At 67.7% G+C, this 18,546-nt stretch carries 21 protein-coding genes; 4 read left to right on the top strand and 17 right to left on the bottom strand.

Going from position 1 to position 18,546, the window contains the following annotated elements; all coding sequences use genetic code 11:
• Window positions 1-93 precede the first annotated feature (93 nt).
• Complete coding sequence (locus OM960_RS03035; RefSeq protein WP_263335815.1) at window positions 94-969, top strand: 3-hydroxybutyryl-CoA dehydrogenase; 876 nt, start codon at window positions 94-96, stop codon at window positions 967-969.
• A gap of 13 nt (window positions 970-982) precedes the next feature.
• Here OM960_RS03035 and OM960_RS03030 read toward each other — a convergent pair whose 3' ends face one another.
• Genes OM960_RS03030 through OM960_RS03000 form a run of 7 tightly spaced genes read right to left on the bottom strand, consistent with a single transcriptional unit; the run spans window position 983 to window position 6,345 of the window.
• Window positions 983-1,852 carry a lysophospholipid acyltransferase family protein gene (locus tag OM960_RS03030; protein WP_264771041.1) on the bottom strand — a complete coding sequence of 290 codons (870 nt, stop codon included), beginning with the start codon at window positions 1,850-1,852 and terminating at the stop codon, window positions 983-985.
• A 22-nt stretch (window positions 1,853-1,874) separates the two neighbouring features.
• Window positions 1,875-2,159 carry an HPr family phosphocarrier protein gene (locus tag OM960_RS03025; protein WP_263335817.1) on the bottom strand — a complete coding sequence of 95 codons (285 nt, stop codon included), beginning with the start codon at window positions 2,157-2,159 and terminating at the stop codon, window positions 1,875-1,877.
• Window positions 2,156-2,557 (bottom strand): PTS sugar transporter subunit IIA, encoded by a 402-nt coding sequence (locus tag OM960_RS03020; protein ID WP_263335819.1) that lies wholly within the window; start codon window positions 2,555-2,557, stop codon window positions 2,156-2,158. The genes OM960_RS03025 and OM960_RS03020 overlap by 4 nt, the downstream gene beginning before the upstream one ends.
• A complete protein-coding gene (rapZ, locus tag OM960_RS03015; RefSeq protein ID WP_264771040.1) occupies window positions 2,554-3,474 on the bottom strand; it encodes an RNase adapter RapZ in 921 nt (306 codons plus the stop codon). The genes OM960_RS03020 and rapZ overlap by 4 nt, the downstream gene beginning before the upstream one ends.
• A gap of 11 nt (window positions 3,475-3,485) precedes the next feature.
• On the bottom strand, window positions 3,486-3,920 hold the full coding sequence (locus OM960_RS03010) for an HPr kinase/phosphorylase (RefSeq protein ID WP_263335822.1): 435 nt from the start codon (window positions 3,918-3,920) through the stop codon (window positions 3,486-3,488).
• On the bottom strand, window positions 3,917-5,647 hold the full coding sequence (locus OM960_RS03005; RefSeq protein WP_263335824.1) for a sensor histidine kinase: 1,731 nt from the start codon (window positions 5,645-5,647) through the stop codon (window positions 3,917-3,919). Before OM960_RS03005 ends, OM960_RS03010 begins: the two co-directional genes overlap by 4 nt.
• Window positions 5,644-6,345 (bottom strand): response regulator transcription factor, encoded by a 702-nt coding sequence (locus OM960_RS03000; protein ID WP_263335826.1) that lies wholly within the window; start codon window positions 6,343-6,345, stop codon window positions 5,644-5,646. The genes OM960_RS03005 and OM960_RS03000 overlap by 4 nt, the downstream gene beginning before the upstream one ends.
• Window positions 6,346-6,719: 374 nt before the next feature.
• On the opposite strand from OM960_RS03000, the gene OM960_RS02995 reads away from it, so the two are divergent.
• On the top strand, window positions 6,720-8,318 hold the full coding sequence (locus OM960_RS02995) for a phosphoenolpyruvate carboxykinase (protein WP_263335827.1): 1,599 nt from the start codon (window positions 6,720-6,722) through the stop codon (window positions 8,316-8,318).
• A 96-nt stretch (window positions 8,319-8,414) separates the two neighbouring features.
• Here the strand turns inward: OM960_RS02995 and OM960_RS02990 are convergent, their stop codons facing one another.
• Window positions 8,415-9,173, bottom strand: a complete 759-nt coding sequence (locus tag OM960_RS02990) for a sulfite exporter TauE/SafE family protein (RefSeq protein ID WP_264771039.1) — start codon at window positions 9,171-9,173, stop codon at window positions 8,415-8,417.
• Window positions 9,174-9,337: 164 nt separating this feature from the next.
• On the opposite strand from OM960_RS02990, the gene OM960_RS02985 reads away from it, so the two are divergent.
• Entirely contained in the window at window positions 9,338-11,002 is a 1,665-nt protein-coding gene (locus OM960_RS02985; RefSeq protein WP_263335831.1) for an acyl-CoA dehydrogenase family protein, read from the top strand.
• A 14-nt stretch (window positions 11,003-11,016) separates the two neighbouring features.
• Here the strand turns inward: OM960_RS02985 and OM960_RS02980 are convergent, their stop codons facing one another.
• Complete coding sequence (locus tag OM960_RS02980) at window positions 11,017-12,243, bottom strand: MFS transporter (protein ID WP_264771038.1); 1,227 nt, start codon at window positions 12,241-12,243, stop codon at window positions 11,017-11,019.
• Window positions 12,244-12,376: 133 nt separating this feature from the next.
• Between OM960_RS02980 and OM960_RS02975 the strand changes: the two genes are divergently transcribed.
• Window positions 12,377-12,775, top strand: coding sequence for an META domain-containing protein (locus OM960_RS02975; protein ID WP_263335834.1), 399 nt, complete (start codon window positions 12,377-12,379; stop codon window positions 12,773-12,775).
• Here the strand turns inward: OM960_RS02975 and recO are convergent.
• The 8 genes from recO to OM960_RS02935 all read right to left on the bottom strand — a co-directional run bounded on the left by recO (window position 12,766) and on the right by OM960_RS02935 (window position 18,502).
• Complete coding sequence (gene recO / locus OM960_RS02970; RefSeq protein ID WP_263335837.1) at window positions 12,766-13,488, bottom strand: DNA repair protein RecO; 723 nt, start codon at window positions 13,486-13,488, stop codon at window positions 12,766-12,768. The two genes, OM960_RS02975 and recO, sit on opposite strands and share 10 nt — an antisense overlap.
• Window positions 13,489-13,596: 108 nt before the next feature.
• Window positions 13,597-13,938 (bottom strand): DUF1491 family protein, encoded by a 342-nt coding sequence (locus OM960_RS02965; protein WP_264771037.1) that lies wholly within the window; start codon window positions 13,936-13,938, stop codon window positions 13,597-13,599.
• Window positions 13,928-14,851, bottom strand: a complete 924-nt coding sequence (era, locus tag OM960_RS02960; protein ID WP_264771036.1) for a GTPase Era — start codon at window positions 14,849-14,851, stop codon at window positions 13,928-13,930. The genes OM960_RS02965 and era overlap by 11 nt, the downstream gene beginning before the upstream one ends.
• Window positions 14,844-15,533, bottom strand: a complete 690-nt coding sequence (rnc, locus tag OM960_RS02955; protein WP_263335843.1) for a ribonuclease III — start codon at window positions 15,531-15,533, stop codon at window positions 14,844-14,846. Before rnc ends, era begins: the two co-directional genes overlap by 8 nt.
• A complete protein-coding gene (gene lepB, locus OM960_RS02950; RefSeq protein ID WP_263335845.1) occupies window positions 15,530-16,312 on the bottom strand; it encodes a signal peptidase I in 783 nt (260 codons plus the stop codon). The genes rnc and lepB overlap by 4 nt, the downstream gene beginning before the upstream one ends.
• Window positions 16,313-16,368: 56 nt before the next feature.
• Window positions 16,369-16,779 carry a holo-ACP synthase gene (gene acpS, locus OM960_RS02945; protein WP_263335847.1) on the bottom strand — a complete coding sequence of 137 codons (411 nt, stop codon included), beginning with the start codon at window positions 16,777-16,779 and terminating at the stop codon, window positions 16,369-16,371.
• Complete coding sequence (locus OM960_RS02940) at window positions 16,776-17,759, bottom strand: NADPH:quinone reductase (protein ID WP_264771035.1); 984 nt, start codon at window positions 17,757-17,759, stop codon at window positions 16,776-16,778. Before OM960_RS02940 ends, acpS begins: the two co-directional genes overlap by 4 nt.
• Entirely contained in the window at window positions 17,756-18,502 is a 747-nt protein-coding gene (locus OM960_RS02935; protein WP_263335851.1) for a pyridoxine 5'-phosphate synthase, read from the bottom strand. The genes OM960_RS02940 and OM960_RS02935 overlap by 4 nt, the downstream gene beginning before the upstream one ends.
• Window positions 18,503-18,546: the final 44 nt, after the last annotated feature.

The following is an 18,546-nucleotide window of genomic DNA, read 5'->3' as shown; positions in this document are numbered from 1 at the left end:
GCGTTTTCGAAGGCCGGGTGACGGCGGGATATGCCTTGCGCCCGGACGCCGGCGGTGCCTATGGTCTTGCGCAAATCGCAGCGAGGTTGGGCAATGGAAATCACATCGGTCGGAATCGTCGGCGCGGGCCAGATGGGCAACGGCATCGCCCATGTCTTCGCACTCGCAGGCTTCGACGTGCTGATGACCGATATCAGCCAGGACGCGCTCGACAAGGCGGTGGCGCTGATCGACCGCAACCTGGACCGGCAGCTGTCGCGCGGCAAGATCTCCGAAGAGGACAAGGCGGCGGCGCTGAAGCGGATCCGGACGACCCTGAAGCTCACCGACCTCGGCCAGACCGACCTCATTATCGAGGCCGCGACCGAGCGCGAGACCGTCAAGCAGGCGATCTTCGAGGACCTGCAGCCGCATCTAAAACCCACGACGATCCTGACCTCGAACACCTCCTCGATCTCGATCACGCGGCTTGCCTCGCGCACCGACCGACCGGAAAAGTTCATGGGCTTCCACTTCATGAACCCGGTGCCGGTGATGCAGCTCGTGGAACTCATCCGCGGCATCGCCACTGACGACGCGACGTACCAGGCGATGCTGAAGGTCGTGGAAAAGCTCGGAAAGACCGCGGCGAGCGCCGAGGATTTCCCGGCCTTCATCGTCAACCGCATCCTGATGCCGATGATCAACGAGGCGGTCTACACGCTCTACGAGGGCGTCGGCAACGTGCGCTCGATCGACGAGAGCCTCAAGCTCGGCGCCAATCATCCAATGGGGCCGCTGGAGCTGGCGGATTTCATCGGGCTCGACACCTGCCTGGCGATCATGAACGTTCTGCACGAGGGGCTGGCCGACACCAAGTACCGGCCCTGCCCGCTCCTGACGAAGTACGTCGAGGCCGGCTGGCTTGGCCGCAAGACGAGCCGCGGCTTCTACGATTATCGCGGCGAGGTACCGGTGCCGACGCGCTGACCCGGCGATCGGGTTAGTCCTTCAGCGCGAGGGTCGTCTCGCGCAGCCAGGCGAGCATCCCGCGGGTGTCGCCCGCCCAGTTTCTTACCACTTCGGGCGGGATCGGGTGGCCGATCACAGGCGACTGCGGCTTGTAGAGCGCGCGACGAATCTCGTGCAGCAGCAGCCCCTGTCGGAACGTCGCGGAGATCTTGTCGGCGACGTGGTAGAGCCGCGTGTTCTCGCCGGGAAAGTAGATTGGCAGAATGGTCGCGCCGGAACGCGTGGCCATCTTCGCGGTGAAGGGGTTCCATTCCGGCTCGATCGCGGGGCCGAAGAAGCCCTTTGTCGTCGCGACCTTGCCGGCCGGAAAGAGAACGATCACGCCGCCGGCCTTCAGATGCGCCATGCAGCGGTTGCGCATGTCGAGGCTTAGCTCGCGGGCATTGTCCTCGTGCGGGAACGGCACCGGGATCAGGAACTCCTCGATCTCCGGGATGCCGGTGAGGAGCGAGCGGGTGAGGATCTTGTAGTCGGTCCGCACCCGGCCGATCAGCTCGGCCATCACCATGCCGTCGACGAGCCCGTGCGGATGGTTGGCCACCACGATGACCGGGCCGGTCGGGGGGATCCGGGCGATCTGCTCGGCCGGGGTCCGGATCTCGATCCCCATCGCCGCCATCGCCTTGGGCCAGAACGGCTGGCCGAAGGGCACTCCGGAGCGTTCGAACGCGCGGATCTTGCGCAGGAGGTGGAGCTTGCCGGTCATCCATTCGATGGTGCGGATCGTACCCGCCTTGACCGGGTTCTTGAAGGTGCCAGCATAGGACAGCCGCCGCATCTCGTAAGGCTTGGATTCGGGCGGGGTCGTCACTGTCTTGCGTCGGTCGTCCAAGATCCGCATGTCCTCCGGTGCCGATCCGGGCTCAGTAATCCTCGCCGAAGCGGTTGGCAACCAACGCCTCCAGCGCATCGGCGAGTTTCGCCGCCTCGTTGCCGGAGGTGGTGACCTCGATCGAAGTGCCCCTGGAGGCCGCGAGCATCAAGAGCCCCATGATCGAATCGCCCGAGACGCTCATCCCGTCGCGGCTCACCTCGGCCGAGGCGTCATGCGCCTCCACCACCTCGACGAACTTCGCCGAGGCGCGGGCGTGCAGGCCCTTCTCGTTGACGATCTTCAGGCTGCGCCCCGCCGCCGTGTCCGCGCTCATTTGCCGCCCTGCCCAGAACCCACGTAGGTATTGATGTATTTGCGTCCCGCATCGAGCGCGGAGGCAGCGGCCTGCGGCACGCTGAGATGGCGCGACTTGGCCAGCTTGATCAGCATCGGCAGGTTGGCGCCATAAAGGATCTGGCGGTCGTCCTGCAGGCAGGCGCCGAGGCTGAGATTGGAGGGCGAGCCGCCGAACATGTCGGTCACCACCACCACCCCGTCGCCGGTATCGACGGCGTCGGCGGCAGCGCGGATCTCGGCCTGCTTGGCGGCGCGGTCATGGTCGTCCTCGATCGCGATGGCGCGCATGCCGGGCTGCTTGCCCACGACATGCTCGACCGCGGAAAGATATTCCCGCGCCAGTCCGCCATGTGCGACGATCACGATCCCGATCACGCCCTCTCACCCTGCCAAGTTCCAGGCGACCCACCCGCCCGACGTTCCAATTCACGGTGCCTCTTAGACACCTGCCATCCGGAAGCCGCAAGCGCCTTGGCCATCTTTTCCGCCACGGCAACGGAGCGGTGTTGCCCTCCGGTACATCCGAACCCAATCACCAGGTGGCTCTTGCCCTCCTCGACATGGGCCGGCAGCACCAGGAGCAGGAAGTCGCGGATCCGCGCGAAGAACTCGGCGAATCGCGGATCGGCCTCGACGAAGGCGGCGACCGCGGCATCGTGGCCATCGCGGGTGCGCAGTTCGGGCTCCCAGTAGGGATTCCGCAGGAACCGGCAGTCGAACATCATGTCGAGCCCGCGCGGCACCCCGCGCTTGTAGGAGAAGGAGTGAACCGAGACCGAAAGCCGCGCATCGGCGCCGGGCGCGAACCAGCGGGTGATCTCCGCCTTGAGGTCATGCGGCGTGAGATCGCTGGTATCGACCAGGATCTCGGCCCGTGCCCGGATCGGGATCAGGAGGTCGATCTCGCTCCTGACACCTTCGGCGGGGCTCTCGGCGCCGGACAGGGGATGGCGCCGCCGGGTTTCACCGTAGCGGCGCACCAATTCCTCCTCCCGGCAATCGAGATAGAGCACCTCGGGCGCAAGCTCCGGCAACCGCGTCAGCCGGTCGATCAGTTCGATCAGCGCGTTGGCCGAGAAATCGCGGTTGCGCACGTCGATGCCGAGCGCAACGGGGCGGTTCAACGGCGGGCCATCCATGAGGCGGGGGATGAGGCTGAAGGGCAGGTTGTCGATGACCTCGTACCCGAGATCCTCGAGCGCGTGAATCGCTGTCGAGCGCCCGGCGCCGGAGGGGCCGGTCACCAGCACCACGCGCTGGCCGGCCTGTGCGCTATGTCCGTCGGTCTTCACCCGTTACTCCGTTACGCAGCACGCCCTGCCTTAAGATATTGCAGGATCGCCGCAGGGAAATGGGGGCTCTCGACCCTGTGAAGAAGGGGCAGCTCGATTCCAAGCACCTCGTGCACATGCCATGGCGGCAGCCGTTCGGGCTCCAGATGCGCGAGATCGACGACGAGCGCAAGTTCGGCGTCCAACGCTGGCTCGGCGGCGAGCAGACCGACTCCGCGCGCCTCGATCCGGCCGCGGATCGGCTGCGGCGAGGTGGCGACGAGTGTGCCCTCGCGCACCGTGACCAAGGTGCGGTCATCACTGACGAGGTCGCAGCCAAAGGCCATGAGCTGCAGCGCCAGCGCCGACTTGCCGGAGCCAGAAGGGCCGAGGATCAGCGCACCCCGCCCGTTCAGCGCGACGCAACCGGCGTGAAGGATGACGCCCTCTGCCCCCTCGCCACTCATATCGGCAAGCCCACGACGAAGCGCGCGCCGAGCGGGTCGGAGGTGAGATCCGCATCGGTGGGCCGGATGTTCTCGGCCCAAATCACGCCGCCATGCGCCTCGACGATCTGCCTGGAGATCGCGAGGCCGAGGCCGGAATGCTCGCCGAACTGACCTTCAGGGCGCTCGGAATAGAAACGCTTGAAGATCTTGGTCAGCGCCTGGTCGGGAATGCCGGGCCCGGTGTCCTCGACCACCACGAGCACGCGGTTCTCGCGCTTGCGCGCCCAGACCCGGACCGCGTCGCCCTGCTGGCAGAACGAGATGGCGTTGGTGATGAGGTTGACGAAGACCTGCGCAAGCCGGCCTTCGAGGCCCTGGATGACGATCGGCTCGGCCGGCAGGTCGGAGATGAAATCGACACCCCTGGCCTTCGCCTCCTGCCCAAGGTACTCGGTGAGGTTCCCCAGCATCTTCAGCAGGTTGAAGGTCTCCTCCTCCTCCTTCACAAGCTCGCTGTCGAGCCGCGAGGCGTTGGAGATGTCACTGACCAGCCGGTCGAGCCGGCGGACATCATGGTCGATGACATGCAGAAGTTTCTCGCGCTGGTCGTCGCGCTTGGCGACGTGCAGCGTGCCTACCGCCGAGCGCAAGGATGCGAGCGGGTTCTTGATCTCGTGGGCGACGTCCGCGGCGAATTGCTCGTTCGCCTCGATGCGCTCGTAGAGCGCGGCGACCATGCCACGCATCGCGCCCGACAGCCGGCCGATCTCGTCGGGTCGCGCGGTGAGGTCGGGGATGCGCACCCGGTTCGGGCTCATCTTGCGGGCATTCTTGTCGCGGCCGAGCTCGGCGGCGGCGGCAAGATCGGAAAGCGGGTTGGCGATCGTCGAGGCAAGGACCAGCGAGAGGCCGATCGACACCAGAATCGCGATCACGAACATCTGCAGAACCTGTTCGCGCTCGACCCGGACGAGCTGGTCGATCTCACCGGCGACGGAAGTGAGCGCGACGACGCCGATCACGGTGTCGCCGTTGCGGATCGGCGTGGCTACGGTGAAGATCGCCGCGCCGGCGGAATCGCGGCCGGTGTGGATCTGGGTCTCGCCTGCAAGTGCGCCGGGGACGAGATCGCGGGCCTTGTCCTCGGTCGCGAATATTGTTTCCTCCGTGCCTTCCGGGGCGAGCAGTCCGGCGATCGCCTCCCAGACCGTGTTTAGGATGTCGGTGATCAGGGTCGAGCGGTGATCGCGGCTCAGCCCCGCGACCTCTTCGGGCACCGGACGCTCCATGCCGACGGTCGAGACGACGAGGTTCTCCATCGTGTCGAAGACGAAGATCTCGGCGCCCTCAGGCAGCTCGATCCCACTCACGGTGCGGTGCGCGTCGATGCCATCTCCGGAGGCAAGGTTGATCGGGCCGGTCTGCGGCAGCTGCGCCTCGAACACGTCGGCGAGCAACTGCGTCTCCGCGACGAGACCGCTTTCCCGCTGCAGCACGAGGCTGTCGCGGAACGGGTTGAGATAGAGTACGCCACCGACCAGGACGATCATCGCCATCAGGTTGAAGGTGATGATCTTGCGGGCAAGCGGCGAGCGATTGAGCGAGATCAGGCCGCGCCGCTCGCGACCGGCGCGGATCTCGGAATCGACGATTCCGTCGGGCGCGATCCAGTCCTCGCCAAGGACCACATCCGCGCGGCGAGGTTCAGCTTGGTCGCGCAAGATGTTCCCCGTGGCGGCGTTCATTCTTCGTTGTAACGATACCCGATCCCATAAAGAGTTTCGATCGCACTGAACTCGTCATCCACCGTCCGCATCTTCTTTCTCAGCCGCTTGATGTGGCTGTCGATCGTGCGGTCATCGACATAGACCTGATCGTCATAGGCCACATCCATCAGCTGATCACGGCTCTTGACGAAGCCGGGCCGCTGGGCAAGCGCCTGCAAAAGCAGGAATTCGGTCACGGTCAGCGCCACGTCACGGCCCTTCCAGCTCACCGAATGGCGCAGGGGGTCCATGACGAGGCTGCCGCGCGTCATGATCTTGGTTTCCTCGGTCGTCGCCACCTCGCCGGTCGCGATCGCCTCCTGCCGGCGCAGGAGCGCGCGGATCCGCTCGACGAGGAGCCGCTGCGAGAACGGCTTCTTGACGTAGTCGTCAGCCCCCATCCGAAGGCCCAGCACCTCGTCGATCTCGTCGTCCTTGGAGGTCAGGAAGATGACCGGCATCGACGTCCGCTGCCGGAGCCGCTGGAGAAGGTCCATCCCGTCCATCCGCGGCATCTTGATATCCAGAACGGCCATGTCTGGCAGACGCTTGTTGAAGGCGTCCAGCGCGGATTGTCCGTCATTGTAAGTTTCGACTTCGAAGCCCTCGGCTTCCAGCGTCATCGAGACCGACGTCAGGATATTCCTGTCGTCGTCGACCAGTGCGATCCTCGACATGTTCATTTCCTTATTCTGCTCTCAATTGCCTTGTTTTATGGTCCATAGTCCGATTTCCGGGCGCGCGACGCAACCGATATGTGCGAATCGGCGCGGCAAGGGCGAATCAGGCGCGACGGAAAAAGCACGAAACTGACCGATCTGCCGCAGTTTTCGACATATCCGCCATTTCGCCGCCGACGAGGCGCGCATGATTGCGCTAAACCCGAACTGGTGGCGCTAAACCGTACTATGCCTTCTGTTCCAAGCTTCTAGCGACATGATATAGGGGCCGCGTCGACCCCGCGCCGGGGTCTGGCCGGCGCCCCGACAGGCCGGGGCGCGTGCACATTCGAACCCAGTTATCGCCGCGCGACGGCATCGGGAGCATGCATATGACAAATGGACGGGTGAACCCCTCGCACCGCTTGGAAGACCAGGGCATCGCGGGGCTCGGTAACGTCTATTACAACTTCCTCGAGCCGGCGCTGGTCGAGGTGGCGTTGAAACGCGGCGAGGGCACGCTCGGCAAGGGCGGTTCGTTCCTCGTCACCACAGGAAAGCACACGGGCCGGTCGCCCAAGGACAAGTTCGTGGTGCGCACCGCCTCGGTCGAGGACTCGATCTGGTGGGAAAACAACAAGCCGATGGCGCCCGCGGCGTTCGACCAGCTCCACGCCGACATGATCGCCCACATGAAGGGCGGCGACTATTTCGTGCAGGACCTCTATGCCGGCGCCGATCCCGAGCACCGGCTCGACGTCCGGGTGGTGACGGAACTGGCCTGGCACGGGCTCTTCATCCGCCACCTGCTGCGCCGTCCCGAGCGCGCCGAGCTCGACACGTTCGTCCCCGAATTCACCATCATCAACTGCCCGTCGTTCAAGGCCGATCCCGAGCGCCATGGCTGCCGGTCGGAAACGGTGATCGCGCTCAACTTCGACAAGAAGGTGATCCTCATCGGCGGCACCGCCTATGCCGGCGAGAACAAGAAGTCGGTCTTCACGCTCCTGAACTACATCCTGCCCGGCAAGGGCGTGATGGCGATGCACTGCTCGGCCAACCACGCGATCGGCAGGCCCGAGGACACCGCGGTGTTCTTCGGCCTCTCCGGCACCGGCAAGACCACGCTCTCGGCCGATCCCTCGCGCACGCTCATCGGCGATGACGAGCATGGCTGGTCGGAGAAGGGCACCTTCAACTTCGAGGGCGGCTGCTACGCCAAGACGATCTCGCTTTCCCGCGAGGCGGAGCCCGAGATCTACGCCACCACCGAGAAGTTCGCGACCGTGATCGAGAACATGGTCTTCGATGCCGAGACCAAGGACCTCGACTTCGAGGACTCGAGCCTGACGGCGAACATGCGCTGCGCCTATCCGCTCGACTACATCTCGAACGCCTCGGCGACCGCACTCGGCGGGCATCCGAAGAACATCGTGATGCTGACCTGCGACGCCTTCGGCGTGCTGCCGCCGATCGCCCGGCTGACCCCGGCGCAGGCAATGTACCACTTCCTGTCCGGCTTCACCTCCAAGGTCGCGGGCACCGAGCGCGGCGTGACCGAGCCGGAGCCGACCTTCTCCACCTGCTTCGGCGCACCGTTCATGCCGCGCCGGCCGGAGGTCTACGGCAAGCTCCTGCAGGAGAAGATCGCGGGCCACGGCGCGACCTGCTGGCTGGTGAACACCGGCTGGACCGGCGGCGCCTATGGCAAGGGCTCGCGGATGCCGATCAAGGCGACCCGCGCGCTCCTCTCGGCGGCGCTCGACGGCTCGCTCGCCAAGGCGGAATTCCGCAAGGATCCGAATTTCGGCTTCGAAGTGCCCGTGAAGGTGGCCGGCGTGGCCGACATCCTGCTCGACCCGCGCCGCACCTGGGGCGACGGCGAGGCCTATGATGCGCAGGCGAAGAAACTCGTCGCGATGTTCGCCGAAAACTTCGCGCAGTATGTGCCGTTCATCGACGCCGACGTGAAGGCGGCGGCGATCGGCTGAGGCCTCGGCGTGGGGGCGCTGCCCGTCGCCATTGGTCGCTTGAACCAATGGCGCAACCAATGGCAACCCCCCGGGGTATTTCGGCAATGAAGAAGATCAGAGCGTCAACGCGCGGCGGACGAGGTTGAGCCCGGTCGCCGCGAGCACCACGAGTGTCCAGCGGCGGAACCGGCGCGCGTCGAGACGATCCTGGATGGCGAAGCCGAGCCAGAGCCCGGCAAGCGCCGGTGGCGTCAGCAGCGCCGAGAGCGACAGCGTCTCCGCGTCGGCGACGCCCGAGCCGAGATGCGCGGCCAGGAGCATCGCCGAGCCGATCAGGTAGACCACGCCCTGCACCCGCACACTCTCGCGCTTGTCGACGTCGAGCGAGATCAGAAGCGCGATCGTCGGCGGCCCCCAGACCCCGGAGATGCCGCCGAAGAAGCCGCCGACGAGGCCGGTCAGGATTTCGGCCCGGCCGCGGTTGTGGGCGTCGAAGCGGAGCTGCCAGCCGGCGAGCTGCGACAAGGCGAAGGCGGTGATCGGCAGGCCGAGCGTGGCGAGCAGGATCGCCTGCGGCATCACCGGGACAAGCTGTGCCGCGACGAGGATGACGAGGCAGAGCGCGACCAGCAGGCGGCGGTACTCGACCGTGGTCGCGATGGCGGCACCGGGCCCCTGGCGCAAAGCCTGGGCGAGATTGGTCGCGAGCGTCGGCAGGATCAGCGCCGCGAGCGCGGTGTCGGCGGGCAGGAAGGACGCGAGGCCGGAGATCATGATCATCGGCATCGCGAAGCCGACCGCGCCCTTCACCACGGCGGCGAAGAGCGTCACGGCGAGCGCCATGGCGAGTACGGTCAGGTCGTATCCGATCATGGCGCCGGAGCCCTCCTCCGCGTGCTATACCGTGTGGCGGCGGACCCCGCATCCGGATTTCTCCCGCGACACTTTCGTGCTGCACCTGCATCATTCACGAATTATTATTGCGCTGCGACTGCAAAATCCCTATGAGGGTGCGACTGCAGAAAAGGAGCCGCCCGATGGCGCATGACGGAGCCGAGATGCCGAACGCCGTGACCCTTCCCGACCTCCTCGCCCTGACCGAGGCGGCACTGCCGCCGGTCGAGGCGCTTCTTTCCGAGGCCACCGCCGGATTGCGCGCCCGCGTCAGCCGCGACGGCAAGATTTCCGGCGCGGCACTCGAGACCCACCAGTTCGCCGCCCACGCGCTTTCGTGGCTCGCGACTTACGTCGAATCGCTCCGGCAGATGCGGGCCTGGGCGGGGCGGATCTCGGCGGCGGGCGGCTTCGGCGAGATGGAAGGCCTGATCCTGCAGATCGGGTTCGGCGAGTACCTCGCGCAGATCGCCGGCGGCATCCCGATGAGCCAGGGCGAGACCGCGCGGCTCGCCGATCTCGGTCTGTCCTGGGCGCCGGAGGGCGCGGCGGCGACGCTGATCGCCGGCGGCAACACCGCGGCGGCGCGGGCGCGGCTCGTCCAGCTCATGCGCGACAATCACGGCCGGGCGACCTTCGGCGCGACCGGGCTCGACGAGGATCTGGAGATGATCCGCGACCAGTTCCGCCGCTACGCCGAGGAGCGGGTGGTGCCGAACGCGCATGACTGGCACCTGAAGGACGAACTGATCCCCATGGAGATCATCACCGAACTCGCCGATCTTGGCGTCTTCGGCCTGACGATCCCGGAGGAGTTCGGCGGGCTCGGGCTCTCCAAGGCGTCGATGGTGGTGGTGAGCGAGGAGCTCAGCCGCGGCTATATCGGCGTGGGCAGCCTTGGCACGCGATCCGAGATCGCGGCGGAACTGATCCTCTGCGGCGGCACCGACGCGCAGAAAGCGCAGTGGCTGCCGAAGCTCGCCTCCGGGGAGATCCTGCCGACCGCGGTCTTCACCGAGCCCAATACCGGCTCGGACCTCGGCTCGCTGCGGACCCGCGCGGTGAAGGAGGGCGACGACTGGGTCGTGACCGGCAACAAGACCTGGATCACCCATGCCGCGCGGACCCATGTGATGACGCTCCTGGCGCGCACCGATCCGGCGACGACCGACTATCGCGGCCTTTCCATGTTCCTTGCCGAGAAGACCCCGGGCACCGATGCCGAGCCGTTCCCCACGCCGGGCATGACCGGCGGCGAGATCGAGGTGCTGGGCTACCGCGGCATGAAGGAGTACGAGCTCGGCTTCGACGGCTTCAGGGTGAAGGGCGAGAACCTTCTCGGCGGCGTGCCGGGACAGGGCTTCAAGCAACTCATGCAGACCTTCGAGAGCGCCCGGATCCAGACCGCCGCGCGCGCGATCGGCGTGGCGCAGTCCGCGCTCGAGATCGGGATGCAATATGCCGAGGACCGCAAGCAGTTCGGCAAGAGCCTGATCGAGTTCCCGCGGGTCGCCGGCAAGCTCGCGATGATGGCGGTCGAGATCATGATCGCGCGCCAGCTGACCTATCATTCGGCCTGGCAGAAGGACCACGACAAGCGCTGCGACCTCGAGGCGGGGATGGCCAAGCTCCTCGGCGCCCGCGTCGCCTGGGCGGCGGCGGACAACGCGCTGCAGATCCACGGCGGCAACGGCTTCGCGCTGGAATACCGGATCAGCCGGGTGCTCTGTGACGCGCGGATCCTCAACATCTTCGAGGGCGCGGCCGAGATCCAGGCCCAGGTGATCGCGCGGCGGCTGCTCGACTAGGGCGGCCGGACGGCTCAGGCGGGTTGCTCGGACTTCGCGCCGCGCGGCTCGCCGAGGCGCGGGTGGATCCGCCCGGCCAGCGCGATCATTGAGGCGAGCCCCCCGGCACAGGCGGCGAAGACGCCGGTGATCGGCAGCGCCAAGAGCACGAGCCAGGCGACGCCGGGCGAGAGAATGCCGGAGACGTCGCGGTAGCTCGAATACACCGCAGACATCTCCGTCCGCTCGGCCGGCCGCACCGCCATCAGGAACGGCAGGCTGCCGAAGGCGTCGAGCATGACGAGAAAGAGCGACGAGGTGAAGAGCGCGATCACCGCGAGTGGCGGCCAGACCTGGCCGAAGGCGGCGAGAAGGAAGCAGGCGGCGCAAGCGGCGAAGGTGATCCGGATCGCCCGCTTCAGTCCGCGCCGCTGCATCCAGCGCAGCATCAGCGGCGAAAGGAACAGGAAGGTGTTCGAGACCGAGAAGGCGGCGCTCGCCACCTGGTCGCCGAGGCCCGCCTCGATGCAGAAGATCGGCAGGTAGACGATATAGACCCACCAGCCCGAGGAGCGCAGCACCGCGAAGAGCCAGCCCGCGATCAGCCGCGGCTGGCGGAAGAACCGGGCGAGATAGGCGAGCGGGTTGGGGGCCGGCGCGCGGGCGCGTGTGATCAGTTTGCCGTTGCCGAGCCGCATGTACCAGAAGGTCGCAAGCAGCAGCGCGGCGAAGCCCATCGCGGCAAGGAACGGCAGCGGCTCCCAGTATTTCCAGAGCATCACGCCGATCACCGGCCCGGCGGCCCATGAAACCGCGGCATAGATCATCTTCAGCGACTCGCCGCGGCCGAGGTCGTGGCGGGCGATGTAGTCCATCACATAGGCATTGGTGCAGATGGAAACGGTCACGGTGGCGAGGCTCGTGAGCAGAAGCGCCAGCGGGGTCAGCACCGGTCCGCCGAGGATCGCGAGCGGGCAGCCGATCAGGTAGAACCCGACGCCCGCGGTATAGACCCAGCGCCGCGGTAGAAAGCGGCCGATCCAGGGCACCATCAGCCCGAAGAAGAGCGAACTCACCCCGATGCCGAAGTAATAGAGGCTCACCGCCGCCGCGTCGTCGGAGAGCGCCCGGTAGAGCACCAGCGGCCAGATCGAGACCAGCAGTCCGCGCAGCGAGGCCTCGATCCCGTTCAGAACGGCGAATCCCTTCACGCCGGGAATCCGGGCGTGGCGCAGGATGTCGGGAATATTGCGACTGAACATGGAAAGCCTCCGGGGTCAGAAGCCGCAGCCGGGGGCCTGTTGTCGCGACCGAATGCGACACCGATGTCGCTCCGCCACCGGTCGGGCCGGAAACCGCTTGCGGCGGCGCCGGGTTTGTCGGAACACTCGGGCCATGCGCCTTCCCCTCGCCTCCGCCGCCGCCCTTGCCGTCCTCGCCGCCTGCCAGGGCGACGAGACGATATCGGGCTATGCCGGGACCGACACGGCCTGGCGGCTGGTCGAGATCGACGGTGCGCCCTTCACGGCGCGAGCCGTGATCCGGTTCCCCGAAGCCGGGCAGGTCGCGGGCGAGGCGCCCTGCAACACCTTCTCGGGCCGGCAAAGCGCGCCCTATCCCTGGTTCAAGGCCGAGGCGCTTGCCGTGACGCGGCGCGCCTGCGACGCGCTCGCCGAGGAGACCCGGTTCTTCGCCGCCTTCGGCCGGGTGAGCCTCGCCGAGGTGCAGGGCGATATGCTGATCCTGTCCGATCCGGACGGGCCGGAAATGGTGTTCGAGAAGGTTCAGCCCTGACGGGCGAGCATCTGCACGAAACGCCGCCGCGCCTCGGGCAAGGGCCTTGTGCCGAGGTCGTGGGCGAGGTGGTGTTCAAGGAAGTGGCCGGTGAGCCGCAGCCCCTGCCCCAGCTCCACCGGCGTGGCCCCGCCCTGACCGAGCAGGCAGGCAGGCAGCGGCAAGAGCCGGTCGGCCCATTCCCCCGCCGCCGCCCGCGCCACGGCACGGCCCGATTTGGGGCTTACAAAGGCCAGGTCCTCGCGACTGCCTGTCACGGCGCAACGGCTGAGATCCAACCCGTAGCCGAGGTCCTCGAGCAGCAAGAGCTCCCAGCGCAGATAGGAGAGCACCCAGTCCGGCTCCGCGCCGAGCCGGTCGAGAAGCGCCACCGAGGCGGCGTAGAGGCCGGGATGCGCTTCGCGCTCGGGAAGCGCGAAGCGCAGGAGCGCGCAGACCGAATTGAGACCGGCCAACGCCAACCGGTCATCGAGGAGGCCGGTGCGCGACTGCAGCGGCTCCACGGTGAAGGTGCCGAGATGCTCCTCGAGCCGGCCGCGCCAGGTCACGTCGAGCTGGGCGCCGGGTTGCAGCACCGGCGCGAGCCGGCGCGAGGTGCCGCCTCGCACGACGCCCGCGTGGCGGCCGTGCGCGGCGGTGAAGACCTCGATGATCGCCGCGTTTTCGCCATGCGCGCGCACCGACAGAAGTGCGCCCTCGTCCCGCCAGTCCATCGCCCCTCCCGTCAGCCTGCGAGAACTATCCCCGGGCGTCGTGCGAATGTCCATGTCGCGCCGGGGGCGCTGCCGCCCGGAAACTTGCGGCAAGATGAAGGAGCGGGATCAGTTCGCGAGCCCGTCCTCGTCGAGGAGCGTGCGCCCCGCGCGGCTCTCTATCTCGATCACCCAGAGGTCGGGATCGGTGCGGCGCTGGCGGGCGATGGCGGCATCGACCTCGGGCTCCGCGCCCTCGGCCAGCACGACCCAGGCGCGGGCGCCCGTCATCAGGTCGAAGCTGCGCTGGTAGAGCCGGCCGTTGCCGTCGAGCGTGGCGAGCTTGACCAGCACCGCGCCCGCCGTGGGATCGCCCTTTGCGGTGACATAGGCCGGGATATGCGCCGCGCCGAGCCGCGCGAGATAGGCGCGGACCCAGAAATCCGCGGTCAGCCGCGGCTCAGTCACCATCCTTGAACTCGAGCCCCATCTCGGAATAGCGCTCCTTCTCCTCGAGCCAGTTCGGACGCACCTTGACCTGGAGGAAGAGGTGGACCGGCCGGCCGAGGAACTCCATGAGCTCGGCCCTGGCCGCCTGACCCACCGCCTTGATCGTCTCGCCCTTGTGACCAAGGATGATGCCCTTGTGGCCGTCGCGGGCGACATAGACGATCTGGTCGATCCGCGCCGATCCGTCCTCGCGCTCCTCCCAGCGCTCGGTCTCGACGGTGAGCTGGTAGGGCAGTTCCTCGTGCAGCCGCAGTGTCAGCTTCTCGCGCGTGACCTCGGCGGCGATCATCCGCATCGGCAGGTCGGCGATCTGGTCCTCGGGGTAGAACCACGGGCCCTTCGGCAGCTCGGCGCCGAGCCAGGCTTTCAGGTCGTCGACGCCGTGGCCGCGCTCGGCCGAGATCATGAAGGTCTTCTCGAACGGATAGGCGTCGTTGAGCTTCTGCACGAGCGCCAGCAGCGCCTCGGCCTTGACCCGGTCGATCTTGTTGATCGCGAGCGCCACGCGCTGGCCCTCGCCCATCCGCTCGCGAAGCGTGTCGAGAATGGCTTGCACGCCGGGCGTCAGCCCGCGATGCGCCTCGATCAGGAGAACGACGATATCGGCATCCGCAGCCCCGCCCCAGGCGGCGGCGACCATCGCCCGGTCGAGCCGCCGGCGCGGCCGGAAGAGGCCCGGCGTGTCGACGAAGACGATCTGCGCGTCGCCCTCCATCGCGATGCCGCGGATCCGGGTGCGCGTGGTCTGCACCTTGTGGGTGACGATCGAGACCTTGGCCCCGACCATGCGGTTGAGCAGCGTCGACTTGCCGGCATTCGGCTCGCCGATCAGCGCCACGAAGCCGGCGCGGGTTGTGGGTTCGGCCTCAGCCATTCGGGTTCTCCATCCGCGCCAGAAGCGCCTTTGCCGCCGCCTGTTCGGCCTGTCGTTTCGCTCCGGCCCGCGCCGTCTCGGCCTCGCCCGTCGCCAGCCGCACCTCGACGGTGAAGACCGGCTGGTGGTCCGGCCCCTCGCGGCCGAGCTCGGTATAGGCGGGGGGCTGCAGGCCGCGCGCCTGGGCCCATTCCTGCAGCGCGGTCTTGGCGTCGCGGGCATCGGCCTCGACCGCGCCGATCCGGTTTCCCCAGAGCCTCAGGACCACGCCGCGCGCCGCCTCGAAGCCGGCATCGAGATAGACCGCGGCGATTACCGCCTCCATCGCGTCGCCGAGAAGCGCCTCCTTGCGCCGGCCGCCCGACATCATCTCCGACCGGCCGAGTTTCAGAACATCGCCGACCCCAACCTCACGCGCGACGGCGGCACAGGTCTCCTTGCGGACGAGCGTGTTGAAGCGGGGGGCAAGCTGGCCCTCGCTGGCCGACCTGTCGGCGGCGAGCAGCGCCTCGGCCATGACGAGGCCGAGCACCCGGTCGCCGAGAAACTCCAGCCGCTGGTTGTCCGGCCGGGTCGGCGTGGCGATCGAGGCATGGGTGACGGCGCGCACCAAAAGGTCGGCGCGCGCGAAGTCGTGCCCGATCCGGGCCGCGAAGGCCTGAAGGTCGGCCCCGAGCCTCACTCCACCGCCTTGAAGAAGCGGTCGGACCGCCAGGTCCAGAAGTAGAAGAGCGAACGGCCGGCGGAGGAGAACATGATCCGGTCGGCGCGGCCGATCAGGTATTCGGCGGGCAGGAAGCCCACCCCGTTCGGCAGCGCGAAACGGCTGTCCTGGCTGTTGTCGCGGTTGTCGCCCATGAAGAAGTAGTGGCCCTCGGGCACGGTGAAGATCGGCGTGTTGTCCGCCGCGCCGTTACGGATGTTCAGGACGTCGTGGCGCACGCCGTTCGGCAGCGTCTCGATCCGGCGCTCCTTGATGCAGGTGCCGCCTTGGCCGACCGGGTCGTTGGCGCATTGCGGCATATTGCCCTGCGAGCCCTGCGGCTGCTTGATCTCCTCGAAGGTGCCGGCATCCTCCTGCGGCACGGGCTGGCCGTTCAGCCACAGGACGCCGTCCTTCACCTGCACGGTGTCGCCGGGCAGGCCGATCAGGCGCTTGATGAAATCCGCGCCGTTCGCAGGATGGCGGAAGACCACGACGTCCCCGCGCTCGGGCTCGGAGCCGAAGAGACGGCCGGAGATCGGGCAGGCCGAGAACGGGCAGGAATAGGCCGAGTAGCCATAGGCCATCTTGTTGACGAAGAGGAAGTCGCCGATCAGGAGCGTGTCCTTCATCGACCCGGAGGGGATCCAGAACGGCTGGTAGAACAGCGTGCGGAACACGCCCGCGATCACGAGCGCCCAGAATACCGTCTTGATCGTCTCGACGACCCCCTCGGTCGCCTTCGCCTTCGCCGCCATGATCCTGCCTGTCCCTGTTTTGGCCCCGCGCTACATGATCGCCCGCGCGGAAGGTGTCAAGTTACGCCCGCCTCCGGCCGGGCCTCGATCACCACGAAGGCCTGCGCCCAGGGGTGGTCGTCGGTCAGCGTGACGTGCACGATCGCCGCGTGGCCCGGCGGCGTCATCTCGGCGAGCCGCTCGGCGGCCCAGCCGGTCAGATGCATCACCGGCTGGCCGGTCGCGAGGTTCGAGACGGCCATATCCTTCCAGGAGATCCCCATCCGGAGCCCGGTGCCGAGCGCCTTCGAGCAGGCCTCCTTCGCGGCCCAGCGCTTGGCATAGGTGCCGGCGCGATCCTTGCGCCGCTCTGCCTTGCGCTGTTCGACCTCCGTGAAGACTCGGTTCAGGAACCGCTCGCCGAAGCGGTCGAGCGTGGCCTGGATGCGGTCGATATTGGCGAGGTCCGTGCCGATACCGAGGATCATCCTCCCCACTCCATCACCGCGGTGCCGAGCTTCGTGCCGGCCTCGACCATTTCATGCGCGGCGGCGCAATCCGCGAGCCCGCCCCCGGGCACGACCGCGTGAGAGAGCGCACCGGCCTCAAGCCATTCCGTCAACTGCGCCTCGCCCCGGCGCCGCGTCGCGGGATCGAGGAGATAGACGAGGATCATGCGCAGGGTGACGTTCTTGAACATGAATGGATAGAAGTCGAGTACCGGCCGCATCTGGGAGGCCGAGGCATAGGTCGCGATCACGCCGCCGGGCTTCAGGAGCGCGAGTGACGCCGCCTGGTTGGCGGCGAAATCGATCTCGACGATGCGATCCACGCCTTCGCCGCCGGTCATCTCTATCACCGCTCCGGCGACATCGCTGTCGCGGTAGTTGACCCATTCGGCCGCGGTCGAATGCGCGGCCTTCTCGGCAGAGGAGACGGTCGCGATTACCCGCGCGCCGCCGAGCGCGGCCATCTGGCAGGCATAGCGCCCGACCGTGCCCGCGCCGCCGGTGACGAGCACCGTCTTGCCCGCGACCGGGCCGTCGGCAAAGACCGCGTGCCAGGCGGTCATGGCGGGGATGCCGAGGCAGGCGCCTTCGGCGAAACCCGCCGCCTCGGGCAGCCGCACCGCCTGCTCGGCCGGAAGCGCGATCAGTTCGGCCGCCGTACCGAACTGCCGCTGCCAACCGCCGTTCCAGATCCAGACCCGATCGCCGATCCGGGCGCTATCGACGCCCGCCCCCACGGCCTCGATCACGCCGGCGCCGTCGGAATGCGGCACGATCCTCGGCCAGGCCATGACCGCGCCCGCCCGCGCCCCGGCGCGGAGCTTGACGTCCGAGGGGTTCACGCCCGAGGCGCGGAGCCGCACCAGCACCTCGCCCGGCCCCGGCACGGGATCGGGCAGTGCGCCGACCGTCAGCACCTCGGCCGCGGGGCCGAACGCCTCGTACCAGACGGCCTTCATGCCTCGGGCCGCGCCGCGTCCATCAGGCGGCGCATCTCCGCGATCGCGGGCTGGAGGCCGGTGAAGATCGCCTCGCCGATGAGAAAATGACCGATGTTGAGTTCCCGCACCTCGGGAAAGGCCGCGACCGGACCCACGGTGTCATAGGTCAGCCCGTGGCCGGCATGGACCTCGAGCCCGAGCGAATGGGCGAAGGCCGACATCTCGCGCAGCCGCGCCAGTTCCGCATCGCGCTCGGCGACCTTCCCCTCGGCGTGGAAGTCGCAATAGGCGCCGGTGTGAAGCTCCACCACCGCCGCGCCGATCCGGTGGGCGGCCTCGATCTGGGCGGCGTCGGCGGCGATGAAGATCGAGACGCGGCATCCGGCCTCGGCCAGGGGCGCGATGAAATGCGCGAGCCGGTTCTCCTCGCGCGCGACCTCGAGCCCACCCTCGGTGGTCCGCTCCTCGCGCTTCTCGGGCACGATGCAGACCGCGTGCGGCCGGTGGCGGAGCGCGATCCGCTGCATTTCCTCGGTCGCGGCCATCTCGAAGTTCAAGGGCACCGACAGCGCCTCCATCAGCCGCTCGATGTCGGTGTCCGTGATGTGGCGGCGATCCTCCCTCAGATGCGCGGTGATACCGTCGGCCCCGGCCTCCTCGGCCAGTTTCGCGGCGCGCACCGGGTCAGGATAGGCCGATCCGCGCGCGTTTCGCACGGTCGCCACATGGTCGATGTTCACGCCAAGCCGCAGATGGTCCACGCGCCGTCCTCCCCTTCGTTGATCCTGCCCGAGACTAGACCGCC

Origin of the sequence: Defluviimonas salinarum, from assembly GCF_026013545.1 — a bacterium.
In the GTDB taxonomy this organism is placed as follows: domain Bacteria; phylum Pseudomonadota; class Alphaproteobacteria; order Rhodobacterales; family Rhodobacteraceae; genus Albidovulum; species Albidovulum salinarum.
Note: the sequence above shows the minus strand (reverse complement) of the source record. Positions and strands in the feature narration are given on the sequence as shown.

Coding starts and splice junctions, on each gene's coding strand:
- recO (WP_263335837.1), bottom strand. CDS start 13,488: ATGGACTGGCGGGACGAGGGCGCACTTCTGTCGGTGCGCGCGCATGGC.
- OM960_RS03030 (WP_264771041.1), bottom strand. CDS start 1,852: ATGCGGATCTTGGACGACCGACGCAAGACAGTGACGACCCCGCCCGAA.
- OM960_RS02985 (WP_263335831.1), top strand. CDS start 9,338: ATGGCGCATGACGGAGCCGAGATGCCGAACGCCGTGACCCTTCCCGAC.
- OM960_RS03010 (WP_263335822.1), bottom strand. CDS start 3,920: ATGAGTGGCGAGGGGGCAGAGGGCGTCATCCTTCACGCCGGTTGCGTC.
- OM960_RS03005 (WP_263335824.1), bottom strand. CDS start 5,647: ATGAACGCCGCCACGGGGAACATCTTGCGCGACCAAGCTGAACCTCGC.
- OM960_RS02975 (WP_263335834.1), top strand. CDS start 12,377: ATGCGCCTTCCCCTCGCCTCCGCCGCCGCCCTTGCCGTCCTCGCCGCC.
- OM960_RS02990 (WP_264771039.1), bottom strand. CDS start 9,173: ATGATCGGATACGACCTGACCGTACTCGCCATGGCGCTCGCCGTGACG.
- OM960_RS03000 (WP_263335826.1), bottom strand. CDS start 6,345: ATGTCGAGGATCGCACTGGTCGACGACGACAGGAATATCCTGACGTCG.
- OM960_RS02965 (WP_264771037.1), bottom strand. CDS start 13,938: ATGGTGACTGAGCCGCGGCTGACCGCGGATTTCTGGGTCCGCGCCTAT.
- lepB (WP_263335845.1), bottom strand. CDS start 16,312: ATGGCGGCGAAGGCGAAGGCGACCGAGGGGGTCGTCGAGACGATCAAG.
- acpS (WP_263335847.1), bottom strand. CDS start 16,779: ATGATCCTCGGTATCGGCACGGACCTCGCCAATATCGACCGCATCCAG.
- OM960_RS03035 (WP_263335815.1), top strand. CDS start 94: ATGGAAATCACATCGGTCGGAATCGTCGGCGCGGGCCAGATGGGCAAC.
- OM960_RS02995 (WP_263335827.1), top strand. CDS start 6,720: ATGACAAATGGACGGGTGAACCCCTCGCACCGCTTGGAAGACCAGGGC.
- era (WP_264771036.1), bottom strand. CDS start 14,851: ATGGCTGAGGCCGAACCCACAACCCGCGCCGGCTTCGTGGCGCTGATC.
- OM960_RS02980 (WP_264771038.1), bottom strand. CDS start 12,243: ATGTTCAGTCGCAATATTCCCGACATCCTGCGCCACGCCCGGATTCCC.
- OM960_RS02940 (WP_264771035.1), bottom strand. CDS start 17,759: ATGAAGGCCGTCTGGTACGAGGCGTTCGGCCCCGCGGCCGAGGTGCTG.
- OM960_RS03025 (WP_263335817.1), bottom strand. CDS start 2,159: ATGAGCGCGGACACGGCGGCGGGGCGCAGCCTGAAGATCGTCAACGAG.